Raw genomic sequence first — 20,366 nt, 5'->3', positions numbered from 1 at the left:
CATATAATTATGACTTATTTTTTTATCATTTTAAGGCTTAAATATATTTACTTGCAATTTTTTCAAAGCGATCAATACCAATTATTTTGATAAATCCAGCTAATTTGGGCCCTTTTTCTTTGTTGATTAAAATTTTATAAATTTGCTTAAAAAATAAAGCGGGTTCTATATTATTTTCTCTTGAAATTTTATATATTTCGTTTTGAATGTCTTGTTCTGTAGCAATTTCAAAATTTTTCTTTAAAAAATCTAAAAGTTCATTAATTGCTTTTTTGCTATTTTCTTCTAGTATTTCTATATTGTCAAATTTAGATCTTAATGAAAATTTGAAATCTTCAGGTGCAAAGTCTCTTATCCAATTAATTGCACAGTTTATTTTATTTATTAGTTTGTCTTTTTGATCTTCTTGAACGTTTTTCAAGTAATTTAGAATTTTATTTATATTATTTTCAAATATTTGACAGATTACACTTAAATGTCTAAATCCGATTTGATAAGGGATTTTTTTGCTTGGCATGTATGGTTGAGATAGCTCATAAATTCTTTTAAATGCTCTTTTTTTTTCTTCTTTTATATCTTCTACTCCATAGTAGATTCTTTCAAACTTGTCGTAATCTTCGTATATTTTAATTACGTCAAGATCAAATGAGATTGAAAATTCAGTATTTGGCTTTGTAGCGGCAAATAGAAATCTTGTGACCTCCGGGGTATAGACCTCAAGAACATCTTTAAGCGATATGACATCTCCTGATGAGGAGGATATTTTCCCGCCGCGGCCTTTTATTGAAATAAAATCATATTGAAATGTTACAGGGGGGCTACCTTGAAAAATTTTTACAATATTTTTAGATGTATCAAAACTACCGCCACTGCTGTGGTGGTCTTTTCCTGCAGGTTCAAAGTCGACTTTTTCATATTTCCATCTCATAGGCCAATCTATTCTCCAAGGAAGTTTAATTGCCCATGTGGTTCTTATATCTAGAGATTCTTGATTTCCACATTCACATGAGTATTTAACAGAGTAATTATTGTCATAATTATTTACAGTTGTTGTATCTCTATTGCATTTTGTACAAAATATACTGATTGGATACCAATTTTCTTCAAGCTTTGAAGTTCTATATTCGTTTAATACTTCAGAGAGCTCTTTTTTATGATCAAGTGCAAATTTTATTTGGTTTGCATAAGCGTTGTTGGTATATTGTTTACTTTGGTCAATGAATTCAGGATTGATCCCCACTACAGGCAGATATTTTTCAAATTCAATTTCATTAGCCCTTGCATAACTTGTTTTATGGCTTCTTGTATCAGGGACCCTTGTTATTGCTTGCCTTAAATAAGTTGTAAGAAGTTCTTGTTCTGGCATATTTTTGGGAACTTTTCGAAATACATCGTAATTATCCCAAGAATAAATAAATCTTACTTTTGATCCGGAGTCTCTCAAAGCTCTTGCTACAAGGTCTACCGAGATAACTTCTCTAAAATTGCCAATGTGCACAGTTCCAGATGGAGTAATTCCCGATGCTACTGTGTATAAGTTTTTTGGTCCTTTTTCTTTTTTTATTTTTTCTGCGTAAAAATCTGCCCAATGCGCTGTTTTCACATTTTATTCCTAATTTAAATTTAGGTAAATTTTAGCATTTTGTTTTTCAAGTTTCAAGAATTTAGAAAATTGTAGCTAAATGTTAATTTATAAGTCTTTTTATTAGCTTGTCTTCCTTGTTCCAATTTTTTTTAAGTTTCACCTGTAGGAATAGGTTGCATTTTGTTTCAAAAATTTTTGAAATCGTTTTTCTTGCTCTTTCTCCTATTGATTTTATTTCTTTCCCGTTTTTTCCTACAATTATTCCTTTTTGACTTTCGTTTGCTACAAAAATATTTGCCCTTATAAAAAGACTTCCTTTTTTATTTTCTAGTGTATTAATATCCACATACAAAGAATAAGGAAGCTCCTCTTTTAGGTTTTCAATAGCCTTTTCTCTTATTATTTCACTAATTCTAAAATTTATTTCTTGATCCGTGTAGTATTCTTGTGGATAATAAAGTGGGCCTTCTGAAAAGTTTTCATAAATTTTATTTTTTAATTCTTCTGTGTTAATTTTTTTTTCAGCAGATATTTTAATTATATTGCTATCTTCTATTCCTTTTTCTTTTAGAAATTGTGTTATTTCTTTTATTTTTGTATTTTGAAGGTCAATTTTATTAAGTAGTACTAAAAATTTAATTTTAGATTTTTTAATTATTTCTAGCATTTTATTTTCTTCTTCTCCAGGTTTGTCTTGAATGTCTATTATGTATAAAATAAGTTCAACTTCTTCTATTGAAGAGTGTATGTTTTTCATCATTGCAATATTAAACTTTTTTTTACTCAGATGAAATCCTGGTGTGTCTATAAAAATAATTTGTCCTCTGTCGTCCGTAAAGATTCCTTTTATTTTATTTCTAGTTGTTTGCGGAATGGGGGATATGATTGATATTTTATGTCCGCATATTGAATTTAAAAGGGTAGATTTCCCAGTTGATGGTCTACCAAGTATTGCTGCAAATCCCGATTTCATGTTTTAGCATTCCTTAAATATGTAATATTCATACATTTTTTATTATAATTAATTATATAGTATTTTAAATACTTATTTTTAAGTAAAATTTGAGGAATTTTCGTTTGGCAAAGGTAAATTTTGAAGTTTTTTGCGAGCAATGTGGTGAAAAAGTTGGACTTAATCGGTCTGTTTGTCCCAACTGTGCTGCTAAGCTTGGTGATATCGAATGTCCAAATTGTAGACATGTAGGTCCAGTTTCTTCTTTTGGAGAAGGCTGTCCTAATTGTCACTACAGTCCTTTTCAAGAACTTAAAGAAAAACCCTTTAAAAGAAAAGAAAGAGTAAGAGTGGTAAGTGATAGAGCAGCTTCTAGAGTCTTTGTAAGGCTTTTCCATTTTGGGATTAATGTTGATATTTTGCTTTATTTATTTTCAAGTTTTTTATTTGTTATACTTTTTCTTTATATTGTTTATGGCTAAAGGCTTTTTATGGGTATTACAGTTTTTTATTTATTTTCTATTTTTACATCTTTTGTTATGGGTTCTAGCATGGAGTCTGTTAAAGAGAATGTTCTCAAGAGTACGATTTTTTATTATGATGTTGAAGAAGTTGAATTTCCTTATGCTAGGAAGCAAACTTTACAATTTATTGCTAAAACCCATTTAAAATATGCTGTTTTTAATTTTGACAAAAATAAAATGTTTTCATACACTTTTGTTTTTGATAAAAAATTAATATCTCAGTATGCAATTTTTATTGAGGTAAAGAAAAAGTTTGGCGAGGCTACACAGGTAACACCTTTGAATTATTTATGGGATCTTGGTGATTGTATTATTGTTTTAAATAAAAATATTTTAAGAATGACTTTAAAATCTTATATTTCAAATTATAATAAATGATTTTTAATAGGGCTGATAATTGAAAAAAATTTTAAAACGGTGTTTATTTTTAGTTTTGTCTATGTTTTTTTTATCTTTTACTGATCATTTTTACGATAAAGAAGTTGTGATAAATGGGGTTAAGTTTTTTGTAAAAATAGCATCTAATGAGTTTGATAGGGCAAAAGGCTACATGGGTACTGAAAAAGTTGAATATGGTAATGGAATGCTTTTTGTTTTTAAAAAAGAGCAGAATTTATCTTTTTGGATGGAAAATACACCTTTGCTGCTTGAAATAGCTTATATTGATTCAAATGGAATTATTAAAGAGATTTATGATTTAGAACCGTACTCTAGGGCAAATGTTAATTCTCTTTATAAGGCAAAGTATGCTCTTGAGCTTCCAAGGGGCTCATTTTCTAAATTTCAAATAAAAATAGGTGACAAGGTGCATTTTTGCTTTGATATTAATTCTTTATTAGTAGAATGATTTTGAAATTATTGGGCTTTGATTTCTTGAAGTTCTTCTTCGATTTGATCTTCTTTGAGTTCATTTTTATTAGATTCTTTTGTTGAATTTGTTTTTTCTTGCTTTAAGGTAGACGGCTCATTTGATTCATTTGTATTGTTATTTGCTTCATTATTATCAATGTTTTCGTTGTTGGTTGTTATTATTTTTTTGAAAATAGTTATTGTTGAGGCAATCTCGTCAATTGCGTCAAGCAAAAATGTATCACTTGCAAATTCTTCTGCTTTTACAATATATACTAAAGAGTTGATTCCTCTTTCTGCATTATGAATAATCTCCCATGATCCGAATACTCTGTTGTTATAACTATCGCTCATAAGGGAGTCAGATATTTCTTTTATTTTTTGTGTGTTTATATCAAATACTTTCACAATTCCAAATATTTCTCTTATTTTTGAATTTTTGTATGAGTTTAGTCTTGATCTGATGATCACCTCTTCTTTTTCGTTATTGTTGATATCTTTAAATGCTATAAAGTCATTTTCTGAGTCTATTTTATATTCAATTTTGTTTTTATCTAAAAATTTTTTAATTCTCTTATCGTACTGTATATTCTTGTGATTGCAAGAAATGAGTGCAAAAATGATAATAATCATTGCGTAGAATAATGTATTAATATTCATTATTCTTGCGATTAACATTGTATTATGTAACATATGATTATTATAATTTAATTGTAAGGATTTTAAAAGTAATTTATGCGTCTTTCAGATAGTGGCTATTCATATACTGTTATTCAATCTAAAAATAATTATTCACAAAAATCTTCTTTTGGAATTTCTTTTGTAATATTAAGCAGAGGAACAAAAATTTTTAGAGAAGATTTGTTTGAATTTTTATCAAATTTTGATTTTATAAGAGAAATAATTTCAATTGAAAAACAGAGTAATAGAAGTTCTTTGCAGTTTATCTCAGAAAGTTATGGTAAATTGAAATTTATTTTACTTTCTGATGATTTGAATTCTGGAGAAAAGGTTAATTTAGCAATGAAAGAATCCAGTTGTGATTTTGTTTTTGTTTTGCAAAGTGATATGTATCTGTTAAATCCTTTTTGGATTCCAAATATATTCGATGAAATAGTTAAAAAAAATGTTCTTCTTGTTGGGGGTGAGTTTTTTGATAAAGAAGAGGAAATGATTCCTTCAATTTTTCTTCCCAGCATAGATAAAAAGCAAAAGTTTAAGGTAATTTTAGTAAATTCTGAGAAAGACTATGAAAAAACTTTGATTACCATGGATTATTGTGGACTTTATTCTAAAGAGAAATTTTTACAGCTTGGAGGTTTTGACGCAAGGATTCAAAATGAATATTTTCAAAGAATAGATTTTGGACTAAGAGCAGTTTATTTTGGAGAACATGTTTATATTTATAGAAAGCTGAGAATCCAGTATACTGCATTAAATTCACCAGAAAATTTGACCAAAAGCAAAAGTTTTTTGATTTTTTTGCTTAAGAATTATGTCCCAATTTTTGTTGGAAATGGCGTTGTTTTTTCTTTTTTAAGATTTTGTAAAATTTGCTTAAAATACAAAATTAATCCCTTTCTCTTCCAAAAAGAGTTTAAGCAGATAAAAGGGGAGATTGCTAAAAATAGCTTAAGATTCAAAGGAGACTTAAAGAGTGCCATTGAGCTTTGGGAAAATGATATTATTGATTGATTTGATTTTGTTTTCATATTTAAGCTTGTATTCTAAGACTCCCAATTACTTAAATGTTCTTGATTTTTTTGATACTAATGTTTTTAAGTTTGATTTTAACATTGAAAATGATGTTTTTACAATTGAAAATAATAAGGGATATTTGAAGTTTAGGGTAGGTTTTGAATATGCGCTTACATCTTCTGGTTATTATATGTTTGTGGACCCAATTATTGACATTCGTGGAGAAATTTTAATAAGTCAAAAGGTATTAAAACAAATTGAAAATTATTTCAGTTCTCTTAAAGACTATAATAAACCCAGAATTACTTCAATAATCATTGATCCTGGACATGGCGGACATGATAGTGGTGCGGTTGTAACTTTAAAGATAAATGGTTATGATGTTGTGCTTAAGGAAAAAGATTTTGCGTTAACCTATTCTATATATTTGTCTAAAATTTTAAGTAATTATTTTGTAAATAAAAATATTTTGTTAACTCGTATAAATGACGTTTACTTGACTTTAAAGGAGCGATCGGAATTTGCAAATGCAATAAAGCCAAATTTTCCAAATAATGTTATATTTTTATCCATACACGCTAATGATGCTCCAAACAGTGAAGCTAGAGGAGTTGAGTTTTGGTATCTTCCCAAGGATTCAAAAAGAGAGGTTATTAAAGATTTTAAGGGATATGATATTAAAGGCAATAGATACTTAAGCGAGCTTAATGATATACTAGATATTAAATATAAATATGAATCAAAAAGATTGGCTGAAATTTTGTATAAAGTGTTTAAAAATGAGTTAAGCGAAACTAATATTAGGCCAATTAGAGAAGAACAATGGTTTGTAATAAAAAACAGCAGTATGCCTGCTGTGTTGATTGAAATGGGGTTTTTGTCCAATATTTTAGATGCTAAATTAATTTTGGATTATAATTACATGAGCAAGTTTAATATTCTAATACTTAAATCTTTAATGGAATTTATAAATTTTTATGAAAAATAATATTTCGGATGTATTTTTTAAATATAATGCAGCGATTTATAAATTTTTAAATTCGAAAAAAGAGTATATGGTTAGGGTGCTTTTGGGGTCTTTGGCAGGAAGCTTTTTGTTTTCTATTTTTATGGTTTTTTTAAATTATGATAATCTTTTTTCAAAAAAGGTTTTTTATTTTCATTCTAGCAAGGGATTTGTTGCTAATTTAAGATATTTAAGAGATGAAAAAAATTTGAAAGATAATTTGGATCTTTTAGTAAAAGATTTTCTTTTAGGAAGCAATGAAGGGTTTTCTTTTGGATTTTTATTAAGTGATGCAAGATTCTTATATTCTTTTTTAAAGAATGGAGTTTATTATATAAACCTTTCAAGAGAATTTTATGATTCTTTTAATAATGGTGATTATAATGAATCTTATGAATCTTTTGATGTTAAGGTTAATCTGTTTGCTATGTCTTTAATAAAAACAATGCGCTTTAACTATCCTGGCAAGATAAAAAAGCTTGTTATTCTTATTGAAGGGTGTATCTTGAAGGAGCAAAGTTGATAAATTTAATTTTACTAATAACAACAATTAAAAAACGAAAATTTTATAAAAGATTTATATATAAGGAGTTGGTTTACATGAAAAGGAAAGCTAAATGTATTTTATTTTTTTTATTATCCACCGTTCTTTTTGCTCAAGAGACTGATGGATTAGCAGAGGGTTCTAAAAGGTCAGAGCCCGGAGAATTAGTTTTAGATTTTGCCGAGCTTGCAAGAGATCCAAGTTCAACTAGACTTGATCTTACAAATTATGTTGATTATGTATATTCGGGCGCTTCTGGTATTGTTAAGCCGGAAGATATGGTTGTGGATCTTGGGATAAATAATTGGAGTGTTTTGCTTACTCCTTCTGCAAGGTTGCAGGCCTACGTTAAAAATTCAGTTGTTGCACCTGCTGTTGTTAAGAGCGAGTCAAAAAGGTATGCAGGTGATACTATTTTAGGAGTAAGAGTTTTATTTCCAAGTTATTCTCAATCATCTGCTATGATTATGCCTCCATTTAAAATTCCTTTTTATTCAGGGGAAAGTGGAAATCAATTTTTAGGCAAAGGTCTTATTGATAACATTAAAACCATGAAAGAAATTAAGGTATCTGTTTATAGTTTAGGATATGAGATAGATCTTGAGGTTTTATTTGAAGATATGAATGGCATGGAATATGCTTATTCCATGGGTACTTTAAAGTTTAAAGGGTGGGCTGATTTAATTTGGTCAAATCCTAACTATATTCCTAATATATCATCTAGAATAATTAAAGACGATGTTCCAAATTATCCTCTTGCTTCAAGTAAAATGAGATTTAAGGCTTTTAGAGTTTCAAAGGCACATAGTTCAAAAGAGCAAAATTTTATCTTTTATGTTAAAGACTTAAGAGTTCTTTATGATAAGTTGAGTGTTTCAATAGATTCTGATATTGACAGTGAGTCTGTATTTAAAGTTTATGAGACTAGTGGAACTGAATCCCTTCGTAAATTAAAGGCACACGAAACTTTTAAAAGAGTTTTAAAGCTTCGAGAAAAAATTTCTATGCCCGAAGGCTCTTTCCAAAACTTTGTAGAAAAGGTTGAGAGTGAAAAACCCGAAGAATCATCTCCTAAAAATTAGGTTTAAATTAATATGTAAAGCTGCCTAAAAGGTTGGCTTTACATATATAAGATAATAGGAAATAGTATGGAAATATTAGATTTGGAAAATGAAGAGCTTTTAGGAGTTTTTTTTGAAGAGGCTCAAAATCTTGTAGATATCCTTGAAGAGAATATTATGTCATTAGAGGATGATCCTAATAATTCTGATACTATTGATGAAATATTCAGAGCAGCTCATACTTTAAAAGGAAGCTCTGCTTCTCTTGATATGATGGAGCTATCTGATTTTACCCATATTGTTGAAGATGTTTTTGATGCTATTAGAGATGGTAGGGTAAATATAAGCAATGATCTTGTTGATCTGCTTTTAAGCTCATTAGATGTTATTAAGGAAATGCTTGCGCTTCGTCTTGATGGCAAGGTTTATTTGAATGACATAAGTGATCTTAAAAGCAAATTAAAGCAATTTTTAGTAATTGATGATCAGGCTTCTATTAAGAGATTTGACGAAAATTCAACTAAAAATAATTTTTGTCTTTCAGAATCAGATCTTGAGGAGATAAGAGAAGGACTAGGAATCGGACAAAAGGTTTTAAGGGTTAGCGTTGTTTTTAATGAAAATAATGATTCTGAAGTTGAAAATGGTGGATTAAAAATATTTAATATTTTAAAAAATTTAGGATCTGTACTTCATACAATTCCTAAATATGAGCAAATCATAGAAGATAAATTTTTAAAAAGAGTTGATTATTATTTGATATATTCAGATATAGAGGGCGTGAAAAAAAGTTTAGATTCTTCAAGTTTAATTGAAAGTTATTTGGTTGATGAATTTAACGTAAAAAAAGAATTAAAAAGGCTAGCAGATAAAGAGATTAAAGATATTGATTCAGATTCCAATTTTGTTTTAAATGATAATTTTGATTTTACAGAGGATGAGATTTCTGATTTATTGCTTGAGGTTGAAAATCAAAAGTTATTTAAAGTTAGGCTGGATTTTGTAAAAGACAATCCTATGGCTACTATTAGTGGGCTTCAAATGCTTCAAGCATTAAAAAGTCTTGGCAAGATTTTCAAGTCTCTTCCAGATTCTAGCGAATTATTGGCAGATAAGTTTTTTGATTTTGTAATATATTATTTAATATCAAATACCGGCGAAGAGAGTATTGCTAAAAAGATTAATTTACCAGATGTTGTTAGTCATTTTGAAATCAAAAATGTTAATTTAGAATCTTTGAAGAATGTAAGGCTAAAAGAAAACGATGAAACACCTTTTAAGGAAAATAAAAATATTAAGAAAAATAGTCCAATTAGTGTTAATTTAATTAGAATAGATAGTAAAAAAATAGATTATATATTAAATCTTGTCAGTGAGGCTGTGATAAGTAAATCATCTTATAATCAAATAAATTCAGAAATGATTGCGTTATTTTATAATTTTAATTATTTTTATGATTATCAAGAAAGTTTTCAGAGAAACTTTTTAATTGATTTAAAGATAGTTTTCAAAGATGCAGGCTTAATATTAGAAGATGAGATTGAATCACATATTAATTCTTTGATGAGTTTTAAAATGGAAAAAACCCTTAATGATATATCTGAATTGAGAAATTCTTTTTTCAGGCTTCTTCAAAATTTTAAAATGACCTCTGGGCGACTGTCAAGAATAATTACAGATTTGCATGAGAGCGTTTTAAAAACTAGAATGTTGCCAATATCTAATATATTTTCAAGGTTTACAAGAGTTGTCAGAGATCTTTCAAAGAAATTAAATAAGATTGTAAATCTTAAAATGGAAGGTGAAGAAACTGAGCTTGACAAGTCTGTTATAGATGACCTTGTAGATCCTTTGATGCATTGTGTTAGAAATTCAATGGATCATGGCCTTGAAACAGTTGAAGAGAGAGTTAAAAAGGGAAAGAGCAAAGCAGGTACTATAATTTTGCGTGCTAAGAATGAGGGTAATGTAATATCAATTGAGATTGAGGATGATGGTATTGGTATAGATCCAAAGGTCATTAGGCGCAAATTAATTGAAAAGGGAACAATAAAAGAAGATGCAATTTACTCTGATTTTGAACTTATTAACTTAATTTTTGCTCCTGGGTTTTCAACGGCAGTTCAAGTGACAGACCTTTCAGGTAGAGGAGTTGGTCTTGACGTTGTGAAAAAAAGCATTGAAAAGCTTAATGGAACTATTTTAGTGGAATCAGAAATTGGCCTTGGAACAATTTTTAAAATTAAACTACCATTGACTTTAGTGATTATACAAGGGCTTTTAGTAAAGTCGGGGTCTGAAACTTATGTTATTCCTTTAAATAATGTTCTTGAAACTCATAGAATAACTGAGCATGATATAAAATTGCTTGAAAATTATCATGAAGTTTATAATTTAAGAGATGAAGTCATTTCTGTTCTCAGGCTTGATAAACTTTTTAACATAACAAGAGATGATTCATTAATAGAAAAATTTTTAATAGTTGTTAATACTAGCAACATGAAGACAGCAATTGTTGTAGACTCTATTCTTGGTGAGGAAGATTTTGTAGTAAAGCCTATTAAGGATAAATTTTCATCAAGCGCGGGTATAGTTGGAGCTACTACGCTTGGCAATGGTAAGGTTGTATTGATAATTGATGTTTTTAAACTTTTTGATTTACAAAAGGATACTAAGGAGTGAATCTCTTGTGCAGATAAAAGAAATTTATTTTGGACACAAAATTTTAGATGATAAAAATTGTAATTCTAAATTGACCAATTTTGATTTTAAAGTTGTTTCTTTTGAGCTTGGATCAGATCATTATTTAGTAGACATTATGCAGGTTAAAGAAATTAGAAAATCTAGTAATTTTACTTATGTCCCAAATGCTAAAAAGTATGTAGCTGGGCTTGATAATTTACGGGGTGAAATAATTCCCATTATAGATCTTAGAATAATGTTTAATTTAGAATTTAATAAAAAAGATCTTGAAGATATTATGGTTTTAAAAAACGAAGACCTTCTTATAGGGGTAATTGTTGATAAAATTAATAATGTTTTTTCAATAGATTCTAGCCTTATTCAAGATCCACACCCAGTTTTATCTCAGGATTCTTTAATAAACTATATAAAAGGTGTTGTAGATTATAACGAAAAGCTTTATATACTTCTTAATGTTTTTAAAATTTTTAATTATGGCGAAGAAGAAAAGTTATTAAAACCTGGTCAAAATTTTGTTGAAAAAAGCGACTTTGTAAGCGATTGTGATAATTTAGATATGCTAGAAAATTGTAAGAGCGATTTTTCCAATGAGGGGTCTTCAAAAAATGATGTTAGCAATGAAAATTCAACTCTAAACAATGCTGCGACTTTTAATTTGGAAAATATTAAAAAAAATCTTTTGAAATATTCGTTTAATGCTTCTTTGGTAAATGATGTGTTTTTGGAAAAAGTTGGAGTAAAATTTAATATGGTTGATGCTGATTACTTGCCTTACGATAGTTTTTTAAATGAATTTTATTCAAAATCATCGGGAAATTTGTGGGGAGCTGATTGTTTGGAAGAATTTAAAAATGAAATTGTTAAGAGTCGCTTAAATTTTATGAATAACTTAAATTCTATTTTCAATGTATTGGAAATTGGTTGTGGTAGTGGAAAGGAGGCTATGGCTTTAGCTAATGCTTTGTCTGAATATTATGCAAAGCCTTTTAAGTTGACAGCTATTGATAATGATTTATCAAAAGTTGTCGAAACTTCTAGGTTGATATTTTCAGAGTCAGAAATTAGCACTAGTGAAATTTATCGTAGGAACTCTTTTGAACAAAGTCCCGGAGTTTATAAATTTAAGTCAGAAATTCTAAGTAATATTTTGTTTGAATATTCCGATGCTCTTTTTTCAGATTTGCCTGATAATTTGGGAATGGTTTTTTTAAAAGATGTTTTATGTTTCTTGGATAGTAAAGATCAGATTTTAATTTTAAATATCATTGCTTCCAAAGCTATTAAAGGGGCTCTTTTGGTTTTGGGAGATAACGAAGAGCTTAAAAATAATGATGTTTTTATAAAAGAGAAATCCACAAAATATTTTAACTTGTACAGGAAAGTCTAAAGGAGAAATTAATGAGAATAGATTATATAGAGCCATTTTTGGATGCTGCTTCTTCGGTTTTAAGAGATATGTTGCTTGTTGAGAATATAGAAATGGGTAAACCCGGGCTTAAGTCGATAAATCAAAAGATAAAAGGTGTTTCTGTGATAGTAGGACTTGCTGGGTCTGTTGAAGGTAGTATAATTATTGATATGGATATAGAAACAGCTCTTTTTGTTGCTTCTAAATTAAATTTTGAAGAGTATGATGATTTTGATGATGAGGAAACAAAAGAGATGGTTGCCGCAACTCTAACTGAGGTTGGCAACATTATTGCTGGAAATTTTGTTACTACTTTGCATGCCAAAGGTTTTGTATTTGATATAACCCCTCCAGCCTTTATTTATGGAGAAAATATGAAAATAAGCAATAAAGGTTCTGAGGCCTTAATTGTTCCTTTTTCTTTGCCTGATGGTAAAATTATAGAAGTTAATATTGCAATAAGAGAGAGGGTTTGATATGAAAAAAATTCTTTTTATTAGAAAAGAGAGGTTAATATGATCCAAAAGACTACAATTGCTGCAGATTCTTCATCTAAGCCTAGAGGAATCAATTATGATACAGGCATTCCTTTTAATGTTTTAATTGTTGATGACTCTGTTTTTACCGTAAAGCAGCTTACTCAAATTTTTACATCAGAAGGTTTTAATATTATTGATACGGCAGCTGATGGAGAGGAGGCTGTGATAAAATACAAGAATCATTACCCTAATATTGATATTGTTACTCTTGATATTACTATGCCCAAAATGGATGGAATAACTTGTCTTTCTAATATTATGGAATTTGATAAAAATGCTAAAGTGATAATGATATCTGCTTTAGGCAAAGAACAATTAGTTAAGGATTGCTTAATAAAAGGAGCAAAAACATTTATTGTTAAGCCATTAGATAGAGCAAAGGTTCTTCAAAGAGTAATGTCTGTATTTGTTAAATAAATTATTTATAAAAAAAGTTCAAGCTTTAATTTTATTATTTTCATTCCTTTGGGAAAAAAATCATTTCATTGCTTGTTTTATTTGAATTCTTTAAAAAATAAGTAATGTTAAGGTTAAATATTTTAAGAGGCTCTGTATTATTTTCTATGTAAAGCTCTAATTTGTAAAATCCTTTTTTTGTGTATATTAGTGAATAGCTTTTAAAAATCCCATTTATATTTTTAATTTTAAATATTTTATATTTTAAAAATTTTTTATCAATAATTTCGCTTTGAATTAGATATTTATTTGCTTCTTTGTAGCTTGAATTTAATAAGCTATAGTTAGTTTTATTGAGTGTTATGCTTTTTACAAAATGTTCTGTTAGTTTATAAATATTTTTTTCTATTTCGCTTGTTGGAAAATTGGTATAGTATTCTTTTTCTAAAATTAAATTGTGAGACGAATATTTTTTTATTTCTTCATCTGCTCTTTTTTCAATTGAGATGTCCAAAAGCCTAGCATTAAGTGGAAAATTTAACAATGTAAGTAGTGCTATAATTATTTGAATTTTCATTTTATTTCCTGGTTTTTATTAATTATTTTTTTTACTTTTTCAATTTCTAAAGGTATTTTGCTTTTTCGCTTTGCGTTTAGTTTTTCTTTTAGCAAAAGATTGTTAAATGATTTTGCAAGTTCATATACTTTTTCTTCGCTTAAAGTAAAAGGAATTTGAATTTTTCGATATTCTAATGGGTCTTGTAAAATTTTTGTCATTAAAATAATAGGATTTAAAAAGCTTGCTTTAAAAAATTTATAAAAATTCATTAAAAAAATAGTAAATGATGCAAACAATGTAAATAGAAAAATTCCAAGAATAGAATCGCTTTTTCTTTGCAAATATTTATCTATATAAAATTTTGTTTTCTCTATTTCTATTACTCTGTATTCACTAGGACTGTAGTAAACAAATATTTCGTCCGATTTTGAGTATATTATGTCATCTTTTTCCTTGATTATTAAGATGAAGGGATATTTTTCTTTAATGTAAGCTTTTTCATTTATTATTGATATATTTTTAATAATATTAAATTCTTGTTTTTCTGGTATTGAATTTACAATTTTTGAGCTTGATATTATTATAAAAAATGTAAATGGTATTAATAAGCTCATTGAAAATGTCCTAGCAAATGCTATTAGTATTAGGTTCTTTTCTTTTGAATTGTAATATATTTCTATTATTAGATCGTTAAACCTAAGAAGTCTTAAAAATCTCAACTTGAAAAGTGATAGCATTATTGGATTTAGTATTGTTTCATGAGCGACAATTATGTTTTTAAGCTGATATGAGCTATAAAACGCTAAAGGAATAAGGCAGTGAATTATATCGAAAAATAGATTGTTTCTGACGTAGATTTCTAATCTTTGAGAAAGGTAAGCTTTGGTTATTTTGTATAAAAAAATGAAAATAAAAATTGCATCGAACAGAAAACCAAGAAATATTAGTGCAAATCGTATTTTGTATGGTAAAAAAAGAATTATTGAGAGTTCCTCGATTAAAAGTTCAAATATTGAAAAAATTATTATTGCTTTTAAGAAAATTGAAAATTTTTTTACCATTTATTTCCCTTGGCTATTTCTAATAATTCTTTAATTATTCTTGAATCATATTCTTTAGAGCCCGACTGTTTTATTGAAAACCAACTTTCATCATACCCAATAAAACCTTTAACAGGATTGTTTTTATATTTTGGAGTTCTTGCTCTGGCTGAAAAAATAGCAATTAATGTTGAAATTGGAGACATTGTTTGTAAAGTCTCATATTTGAAAAAGCTTTCAATTATAATTTTGGCTGTCTTTTCGTCTAGAAAATCGGTATCATTGCTTATTGCTTTTGAGGTCGATTCAATATTTTTAGTAGTAAGCTCTATTCCTTTTTCAAAGCAGTACTTAATTACCAATACTTTTAAGAGAAGTAGTATCTTTATATAATTTTTTATGATGTCTGATGAATAAAGAGCTTTATTTTCCTTTTGTATTAAGTATATTGTATAAGAGTTTTTTCCTTCAAATAGTTTGTTTATATAAAAAGTAATGTATCCGTTGCTTATAGTATTAAAATTATAAAAGAATTCTTTTCTTAAAGACGAGTTAACTTTGACAAAGTTAAATATCAAATTTAAGTCATTTTTTGTCAATTCTTTGCTAAAAAGAGGCTTTACAATGCTAAAATCAATAGCTTCAATGCCAGACAAAACAAAGGGTGTAATCATTATATCTGTTTTATCTTTGACGTATTGAATTAGGTCTTTTAGTTCTGATTCAAAATCATTTTTTATGAATGTAGCAATAGTTTTTTTGTTTTCTTTTAAATAGTTGAGCATTTCAATTTCTTTTTCTATAGCAGATAAACTTTTTATGCTTTCATGATTGAATAGATAATGATATAGATAAGGAAAATATGGTTTTATATTCATTTTATTAGGTCCAATAGTTCAAGTGGATTGTGTATTATGTGTTTTGCTCCACTTTCTTTTAATTCTTGAACACTTCTAAATCCCCAAGAAACTCCTATTGGCATAAATCCAGCGTTTAGTGCAGTTAGCATGTCCACATCGCTGTCTCCAATATATGCAATTTCTTCTTTTCGGACATTTAATTCTAATATCATATCAAGGGCATTCTCAGGATCTGGCTTTGGTGGAAATTTTTTTGAATAACCTCTGATTTCAAAAAAAAATATATTTCCAAAAATATTTTTTACCAAATTTATTAATTCTTCGTGGTTCTTATTGCTTAAAATTCCAATTGGAATGTTAAGTTTATTCATAGTTTCTAGAAGGGTTTTTATGTTTTCGTATGGTTGTGTTTGGGATGAAAGGTTTTTATTGTATTCTTTTACAAATTCTTTGTAAAGTTTTTCTTGTAAATTAGGATTATTATGTTCAAGAGATAATAGCTTTAGAGTGTCTATTACAAACTTGTTAAATCCTCTGCCAACAAGAGCATTGAATTTGCTTAGTTCTATTTGATTATATCCTAAGTTTGAAAGAGCAGAATTCATTGAGAATGCAATATCCATGATGCTATTTACCAGGGTTCCATCCATATCAAAAATGCAGGCTTTGATTTTCATAGTACTCTCTTTTATAATAGTTTATTTATTCTTTTATTTTAACATTAATTTTCTCTCTTTATTAAGGTTTTTATATTTTAAGCATTTTTTATTTATTAGCAATTAATTTTTATAGATAATTTATTTTGTTTATTAAAATTTAAAATGCTATTGAAAATATAAATTTTAAGCTTTATTATATTTCATTAGAATATAATGTTGTAAGTCATTTGTGTTTGATATTTATTAGGGTTAAAGCTTGATGGAAGAAGACGTACTAGTATTAGAAAATATTACAAAAAGGTATGGTGATTTTGTTGCCAATGATAATGTTTCTATTAAATTTAAGGCAGGCGAAGTTCATGCTATTCTTGGAGAAAATGGCGCTGGAAAGACCACCTTAATGAAAACTATTTATGGGATTCATCAAGTAAATAGTGGTCGAATTATTTTAAAAGGTCAAGAAATAAGCTTTAAAGATTCAAGCGAAGCTATTCGAAATGGGATTGGAATGGTTTTTCAGCATTTTATGTTAATTCCGCAATTTACTGCTGTTCAAAACATTATTTTAGGGTATGAAAATTCAAAATTTGGTTTTCTTGATTACAAACAAGCTAGAAAAAAGATAAGCTCTCTTTCTGAAAAGTATGGTTTAAAGATAGATTTAGAAAAAAGGGTTGAAGACTTAAGTGTTGGCATGGAACAAAAAATAGAGATATTGAAAGTTCTTTATCGAAATGCAGATATTATTATTTTTGATGAACCTACAGCGGTGCTTGCTCCAAGTGAAGTTGATGATTTTATGAATATTTTAAAGGTACTCACGCAAGAGGGTCACACTGTAATACTTATTACTCATAAAATAAAAGAAATTAGATCTATTGCAAAGAAATGTACAATTATGCGTCTTGGGAAAGTTGTAAAAACCGTTAATATTGCTGATATTTATGACAGAGATCTTACAAAATTAATGATAGGAAAAGAAGTTGCACTTCGCTCATCTAAAATTAAATTTGAAAATCATTTTAATGTCCTTGAAATAAAAAATTTAAGTGTTAAAGATGAAAGAGGAGTTTTAAAAGTTAAAGATGTTAATCTTGATCTGAGAAATGGAGAAATTCTTGGGATATCAGGTATTGAAGGTAGTGGTCAGGAGGATTTAGTTGATGCAATTTTGGGTTTGAAAAGCATATTTAAGGGCGATATTTTTAAAAAAAATTCTTTAGGAAATTTAGAATCTTTAAAAGGTTTAACTATTAAACAAAGAATAGATAAAAAAATTGGAAATATTCCTTCGGACAGGCAAAAACACGGTCTTATTTTAGAATTTAATGTTATGCAAAATATTGGACTTAAGAGCTTTGATAATCCTGATTATTTGAGATTAAAAAAAATTCATTCAAAGAGTAATTTTGATTTAAAATTCAATTTTTTCAATTTTATTAAAAGGCAATTTGATAAGGTTAAAAGACAATTTGTGGGGTTTGATCTTAATATTTTAAAAAAATTGAGCAATCAACTTGTAAGTTATTTTGATATTAGACCAAGAGATATTTCAAACAAGGTAAAGTATTTATCTGGGGGCAATCAGCAAAAAGTTATTGTTGCTCGTGAGATTAGTTTAGAGCCAGATATTCTTTTAGCTATTCAGCCTACAAGAGGCCTTGATGTTGGAGCTGTTGAGAATATTTACAAAAGAATAATAGAGCAAAGAGATGCAGGCAGATCTATTTTATTGGTTTCTCTTGAACTTGATGAGCTTGTTAATGTTTGTGACAGGATAGCTGTAATGCATGGCGGAAAGATAGTAGGTATTTTAGAGGATAATTTTGATATTGATGTTATTGGCAAAATGATGATAGGTTTAAGCTAAATGAAAATTAGTAAAAACGTATTTAGTAAATTTATGTTGAAGTTTTTAAATTCTTCAGCATTTGTTAGTGTATTTGCTCTATTTGTTGGATTTTTAATTGTTGGGCTAGTGGTGATGGGGCTTGGTCATTCTCCTTTTAGAATGTATTTTATAATATTGGAAATTATATTTTCTTCTCCCAAACATTTAGGTTATGTTTTAAGTTATGCGGCTCCTTTGATTTTTACAGGTCTTTCTATTGGCATTTCTTTAAAAGCAGGTCTTTTTAATATTGGGGTTGAAGGTCAGTTTATACTAGGATCTATTGTTGCTTTAATAGCATCAGTTTTACTTGATTTGCCTCCAATTTTACATGTAATTACCGTTTTTGTTATTACTTTTTTAGCGTCAGGTAGCTTAGGAATTTTAACTGGCTATTTAAAAGCTAAATTCAATATTAGCGAAGTGATTTCAGGAATAATGTTTAATTGGATATTATTTCATTTAAATAATATAATTTTGGATTTTAGTTTTATTAAAAGAGATAATAGTGATTTTTCAAAGCCCATTAAAGAAAGTGCGTATATTGATTTTTTAGGTTCTTGGAAGCTCTCTCCAGAAGGTCTTGCTTATAGGTCTTCTCATCCTTTTGTTAATGAGCTTTTAAAAGCACCTCTTCATTTTGGAATAATTTTAGGTATAATTTTTGCTATTTTAATATGGTTTTTGCTTAATAAAACTATTATTGGATTTAAAATAAATGCCACAGGAAGCAATATTGAAGCTTCAAGATGTATGGGTATTAATGTAAAAGCTGTGCTAATTTTTTCAATGTTTCTCTCAGCAGCTGTTGCAGGTCTTGCAGGTGCTATTCAACTTATGGGTGTTAATAAAGCCATATTTAAACTTTCTTATATGGAAGGAATTGGTTTTAATGGGATAGCTGCTTCTCTTATGGGAAACAATTCACCAATTGGCATAATATTTTCCAGTATTCTTTTTTCTATATTGATTTATGGAAGCAGTAGGGTTCAAAGTTTAATGGGCCTTCCATCTTCAATTGTATCTTTGATGATGGGAATAATTGTTCTTGTAATTTCTGCTAGCTATTTTTTAAATAAAATTGTTTTAAAAGGTGTTAAGCGTGTCAAATGTAATAATATTCTTGATTAGTGAAACTCTAATAAATTCTCAAACCTTAATTTTAGCTGGTCTTGGGGGTCTTATAAGCGAGAAAAGTGGAATTATTAATATTGGACTTGAAGGAATAATGACAATAGGAGCATTTTCAGGAGCTACAGTTGCATATTTTACAAATGATCCGTTGTTTTCAATTTTTGCTGGTGGGCTAGCGGGGCTTGTGCTTGCTATTTTGCACGCAGTTTTTACAATTTTTTTAAAATCAGATCAAATTATAACTGGAATGGCACTTAATTTTTTAGGACCCGCTATTGCTGTTTTTATAAGTACTTTGATTTTTTCTTCTATTTCAACTCCACCTATAGAAATAAAGTTGCCGATACTTTTTGATGGAATTTTAAACAAAACATCTTTTATCTTCCAAATTTTTGGTAAGAGATATTCTGTATACATTGCAATCTTAAGTGTGGTTTTATTTCATGTTGTTTTCAAATACACTAAAATTGGGCTTAGAATTAATGCTAGTGGTGAAAATCCAGAGGTATTAGAGTCTGTTGGAGTTAGTGTAAATAAAATTAGATTTTTTTGTGTTCTTTTGAGTGGTTTTTTAGCAGGGGTTTCAGGCGCTGTTCTTACAACAGTGGTTGCATCAAGCTATGTTCAAGGGGTTACAGGAGGACAGGGTTTTATAGCTATTGTAATGTTAATTTTTGGAAAATGGACGCCTTTGGGAGTTTTAATGGGTAGTTTTTTGTTTTCATTTGTGAAAACTTTGTCAATTGTTTTGACTCAATTGCCCTTTTTGTCTTTAATAATGCCTCCCAAAATGTTAGTTATTACTCCATATTTAATTATTATTTTAAGTCTTATCTTTTTTTCAAAAAGAAATTATGCGCCTAAGTTCTTAGGAACACCTTATAAAAAGCATTAGTAATCAATAATAGCTTATAAGCTGTTTTTCATATTGTGAAAATTCTTTTAATTTTTTAAGAGT

At 28.1% G+C, this 20,366-nt stretch carries 21 protein-coding genes; 14 read left to right on the top strand and 7 right to left on the bottom strand.

Translation table 11 applies throughout. The annotated features are described in order from the left end of the window. Positions 1–37 precede the first annotated feature (37 nt). A complete protein-coding gene (lysS, locus tag HNQ06_RS00960) occupies positions 38–1,603 on the bottom strand; it encodes a lysine--tRNA ligase (protein ID WP_184107030.1) in 1,566 nt (521 codons plus the stop codon). Positions 1,604–1,685: 82 nt separating this feature from the next. After that, entirely contained in the window at positions 1,686–2,558 is an 873-nt protein-coding gene (gene era, locus HNQ06_RS00955; protein ID WP_184107028.1) for a GTPase Era, read from the bottom strand. Between the two features lie 104 nt (positions 2,559–2,662). On the opposite strand from era, the gene HNQ06_RS00950 reads away from it, so the two are divergent. Genes HNQ06_RS00950 through HNQ06_RS00940 form a run of 3 tightly spaced genes read left to right on the top strand, consistent with a single transcriptional unit; the run spans position 2,663 to position 3,908 of the window. Beyond that, a complete protein-coding gene (locus HNQ06_RS00950; RefSeq protein ID WP_184107026.1) occupies positions 2,663–3,019 on the top strand; it encodes a hypothetical protein in 357 nt (118 codons plus the stop codon). Between the two features lie 9 nt (positions 3,020–3,028). Further along, the gene (locus HNQ06_RS00945; protein ID WP_184107024.1) at positions 3,029–3,439 is read left to right on the top strand and encodes a hypothetical protein; all 411 of its coding nucleotides are present in this window, start codon (positions 3,029–3,031) and stop codon (positions 3,437–3,439) included. Positions 3,440–3,458: 19 nt separating this feature from the next. Next, positions 3,459–3,908 carry a DUF192 domain-containing protein gene (locus HNQ06_RS00940; RefSeq protein ID WP_184107022.1) on the top strand — a complete coding sequence of 150 codons (450 nt, stop codon included), beginning with the start codon at positions 3,459–3,461 and terminating at the stop codon, positions 3,906–3,908. Between the two features lie 8 nt (positions 3,909–3,916). Here the strand turns inward: HNQ06_RS00940 and HNQ06_RS00935 are convergent, their stop codons facing one another. After that, positions 3,917–4,588 (bottom strand): hypothetical protein, encoded by a 672-nt coding sequence (locus HNQ06_RS00935; RefSeq protein WP_184107324.1) that lies wholly within the window; start codon positions 4,586–4,588, stop codon positions 3,917–3,919. Positions 4,589–4,645: 57 nt separating this feature from the next. On the opposite strand from HNQ06_RS00935, the gene HNQ06_RS00930 reads away from it, so the two are divergent. The 8 genes from HNQ06_RS00930 (at position 4,646) to HNQ06_RS00895 (ending at position 13,286) form a co-directional block, all read left to right on the top strand. Then, on the top strand, positions 4,646–5,605 hold the full coding sequence (locus HNQ06_RS00930; RefSeq protein WP_184107020.1) for a glycosyltransferase family protein: 960 nt from the start codon (positions 4,646–4,648) through the stop codon (positions 5,603–5,605). Beyond that, the gene (locus tag HNQ06_RS00925; RefSeq protein ID WP_184107323.1) at positions 5,598–6,596 is read left to right on the top strand and encodes an N-acetylmuramoyl-L-alanine amidase; all 999 of its coding nucleotides are present in this window, start codon (positions 5,598–5,600) and stop codon (positions 6,594–6,596) included. The genes HNQ06_RS00930 and HNQ06_RS00925 overlap by 8 nt, the downstream gene beginning before the upstream one ends. Then, entirely contained in the window at positions 6,586–7,137 is a 552-nt protein-coding gene (locus HNQ06_RS00920; protein ID WP_184107018.1) for a flagellar filament outsheath protein, read from the top strand. Before HNQ06_RS00925 ends, HNQ06_RS00920 begins: the two co-directional genes overlap by 11 nt. Positions 7,138–7,214: 77 nt before the next feature. After that, entirely contained in the window at positions 7,215–8,240 is a 1,026-nt protein-coding gene (gene flaA / locus HNQ06_RS00915) for a flagellar filament outer layer protein FlaA (RefSeq protein ID WP_184107016.1), read from the top strand. Positions 8,241–8,306: 66 nt separating this feature from the next. Beyond that, a complete protein-coding gene (locus HNQ06_RS00910) occupies positions 8,307–10,901 on the top strand; it encodes a chemotaxis protein CheA (protein WP_184107014.1) in 2,595 nt (864 codons plus the stop codon). A gap of 7 nt (positions 10,902–10,908) precedes the next feature. Beyond that, positions 10,909–12,309 carry a CheR family methyltransferase gene (locus tag HNQ06_RS00905; RefSeq protein WP_184107012.1) on the top strand — a complete coding sequence of 467 codons (1,401 nt, stop codon included), beginning with the start codon at positions 10,909–10,911 and terminating at the stop codon, positions 12,307–12,309. A gap of 11 nt (positions 12,310–12,320) precedes the next feature. Beyond that, entirely contained in the window at positions 12,321–12,806 is a 486-nt protein-coding gene (locus HNQ06_RS00900) for a chemotaxis protein CheX (RefSeq protein WP_002557258.1), read from the top strand. A gap of 39 nt (positions 12,807–12,845) precedes the next feature. Further along, a complete protein-coding gene (locus HNQ06_RS00895) occupies positions 12,846–13,286 on the top strand; it encodes a response regulator (RefSeq protein ID WP_008882238.1) in 441 nt (146 codons plus the stop codon). Positions 13,287–13,326: 40 nt separating this feature from the next. On the opposite strand, the gene HNQ06_RS00890 is transcribed toward HNQ06_RS00895, so the two are convergent. The 4 genes from HNQ06_RS00890 to HNQ06_RS00875 are packed head-to-tail and all read right to left on the bottom strand — an operon-like array spanning position 13,327 to position 16,401. After that, positions 13,327–13,842 (bottom strand): hypothetical protein, encoded by a 516-nt coding sequence (locus tag HNQ06_RS00890; protein ID WP_184107010.1) that lies wholly within the window; start codon positions 13,840–13,842, stop codon positions 13,327–13,329. Beyond that, positions 13,839–14,885: a hypothetical protein gene (locus HNQ06_RS00885; RefSeq protein ID WP_184107008.1), complete on the bottom strand. Its 1,047-nt coding sequence runs from the start codon at positions 14,883–14,885 to the stop codon at positions 13,839–13,841. The genes HNQ06_RS00890 and HNQ06_RS00885 overlap by 4 nt, the downstream gene beginning before the upstream one ends. Beyond that, positions 14,879–15,742 (bottom strand): hypothetical protein, encoded by an 864-nt coding sequence (locus HNQ06_RS00880; RefSeq protein ID WP_184107006.1) that lies wholly within the window; start codon positions 15,740–15,742, stop codon positions 14,879–14,881. Before HNQ06_RS00880 ends, HNQ06_RS00885 begins: the two co-directional genes overlap by 7 nt. Continuing rightward, the gene (locus tag HNQ06_RS00875; protein ID WP_184107004.1) at positions 15,739–16,401 is read right to left on the bottom strand and encodes an HAD family hydrolase; all 663 of its coding nucleotides are present in this window, start codon (positions 16,399–16,401) and stop codon (positions 15,739–15,741) included. The genes HNQ06_RS00880 and HNQ06_RS00875 overlap by 4 nt, the downstream gene beginning before the upstream one ends. A 241-nt stretch (positions 16,402–16,642) precedes the next feature. On the opposite strand from HNQ06_RS00875, the gene HNQ06_RS00870 reads away from it, so the two are divergent. From HNQ06_RS00870 to HNQ06_RS00860, 3 genes are read left to right on the top strand one after another with little or no spacing between them, the layout of a single operon-like run. Continuing rightward, positions 16,643–18,253 (top strand): ABC transporter ATP-binding protein, encoded by a 1,611-nt coding sequence (locus HNQ06_RS00870; protein WP_184107002.1) that lies wholly within the window; start codon positions 16,643–16,645, stop codon positions 18,251–18,253. Then, the gene (locus tag HNQ06_RS00865) at positions 18,254–19,405 is read left to right on the top strand and encodes an ABC transporter permease (RefSeq protein WP_184107000.1); all 1,152 of its coding nucleotides are present in this window, start codon (positions 18,254–18,256) and stop codon (positions 19,403–19,405) included. Continuing rightward, positions 19,377–20,303: an ABC transporter permease gene (locus tag HNQ06_RS00860; protein WP_184106998.1), complete on the top strand. Its 927-nt coding sequence runs from the start codon at positions 19,377–19,379 to the stop codon at positions 20,301–20,303. Before HNQ06_RS00865 ends, HNQ06_RS00860 begins: the two co-directional genes overlap by 29 nt. The last annotated feature ends 63 nt before the right edge of the window (positions 20,304–20,366 follow it).

It is taken from the genome of Borreliella lanei, assembly GCF_014205895.1.
Lineage (GTDB): Bacteria > Spirochaetota > Spirochaetia > Borreliales > Borreliaceae > Borreliella > Borreliella lanei.
Note: the sequence above shows the minus strand (reverse complement) of the source record. Positions and strands in the feature narration are given on the sequence as shown.

Excerpts from the sequence above, each read along its gene's own strand:
- era (WP_184107028.1), bottom strand. The coding sequence starts at position 2,558 with ATGAAATCGGGATTTGCAGCAATACTTGGTAGACCATCAACTGGGAAA.
- HNQ06_RS00945 (WP_184107024.1), top strand. The coding sequence starts at position 3,029 with ATGGGTATTACAGTTTTTTATTTATTTTCTATTTTTACATCTTTTGTT.
- HNQ06_RS00935 (WP_184107324.1), bottom strand. The coding sequence starts at position 4,588 with ATGTTAATCGCAAGAATAATGAATATTAATACATTATTCTACGCAATG.
- HNQ06_RS00930 (WP_184107020.1), top strand. The coding sequence starts at position 4,646 with ATGCGTCTTTCAGATAGTGGCTATTCATATACTGTTATTCAATCTAAA.
- HNQ06_RS00920 (WP_184107018.1), top strand. The coding sequence starts at position 6,586 with ATGAAAAATAATATTTCGGATGTATTTTTTAAATATAATGCAGCGATT.
- flaA (WP_184107016.1), top strand. The coding sequence starts at position 7,215 with ATGAAAAGGAAAGCTAAATGTATTTTATTTTTTTTATTATCCACCGTT.
- HNQ06_RS00910 (WP_184107014.1), top strand. The coding sequence starts at position 8,307 with ATGGAAATATTAGATTTGGAAAATGAAGAGCTTTTAGGAGTTTTTTTT.
- HNQ06_RS00900 (WP_002557258.1), top strand. The coding sequence starts at position 12,321 with ATGAGAATAGATTATATAGAGCCATTTTTGGATGCTGCTTCTTCGGTT.
- HNQ06_RS00895 (WP_008882238.1), top strand. The coding sequence starts at position 12,846 with ATGATCCAAAAGACTACAATTGCTGCAGATTCTTCATCTAAGCCTAGA.
- HNQ06_RS00890 (WP_184107010.1), bottom strand. The coding sequence starts at position 13,842 with ATGAAAATTCAAATAATTATAGCACTACTTACATTGTTAAATTTTCCA.
- HNQ06_RS00885 (WP_184107008.1), bottom strand. The coding sequence starts at position 14,885 with ATGGTAAAAAAATTTTCAATTTTCTTAAAAGCAATAATAATTTTTTCA.
- HNQ06_RS00880 (WP_184107006.1), bottom strand. The coding sequence starts at position 15,742 with ATGAATATAAAACCATATTTTCCTTATCTATATCATTATCTATTCAAT.
- HNQ06_RS00875 (WP_184107004.1), bottom strand. The coding sequence starts at position 16,401 with ATGAAAATCAAAGCCTGCATTTTTGATATGGATGGAACCCTGGTAAAT.
- HNQ06_RS00870 (WP_184107002.1), top strand. The coding sequence starts at position 16,643 with ATGGAAGAAGACGTACTAGTATTAGAAAATATTACAAAAAGGTATGGT.
- HNQ06_RS00865 (WP_184107000.1), top strand. The coding sequence starts at position 18,254 with ATGAAAATTAGTAAAAACGTATTTAGTAAATTTATGTTGAAGTTTTTA.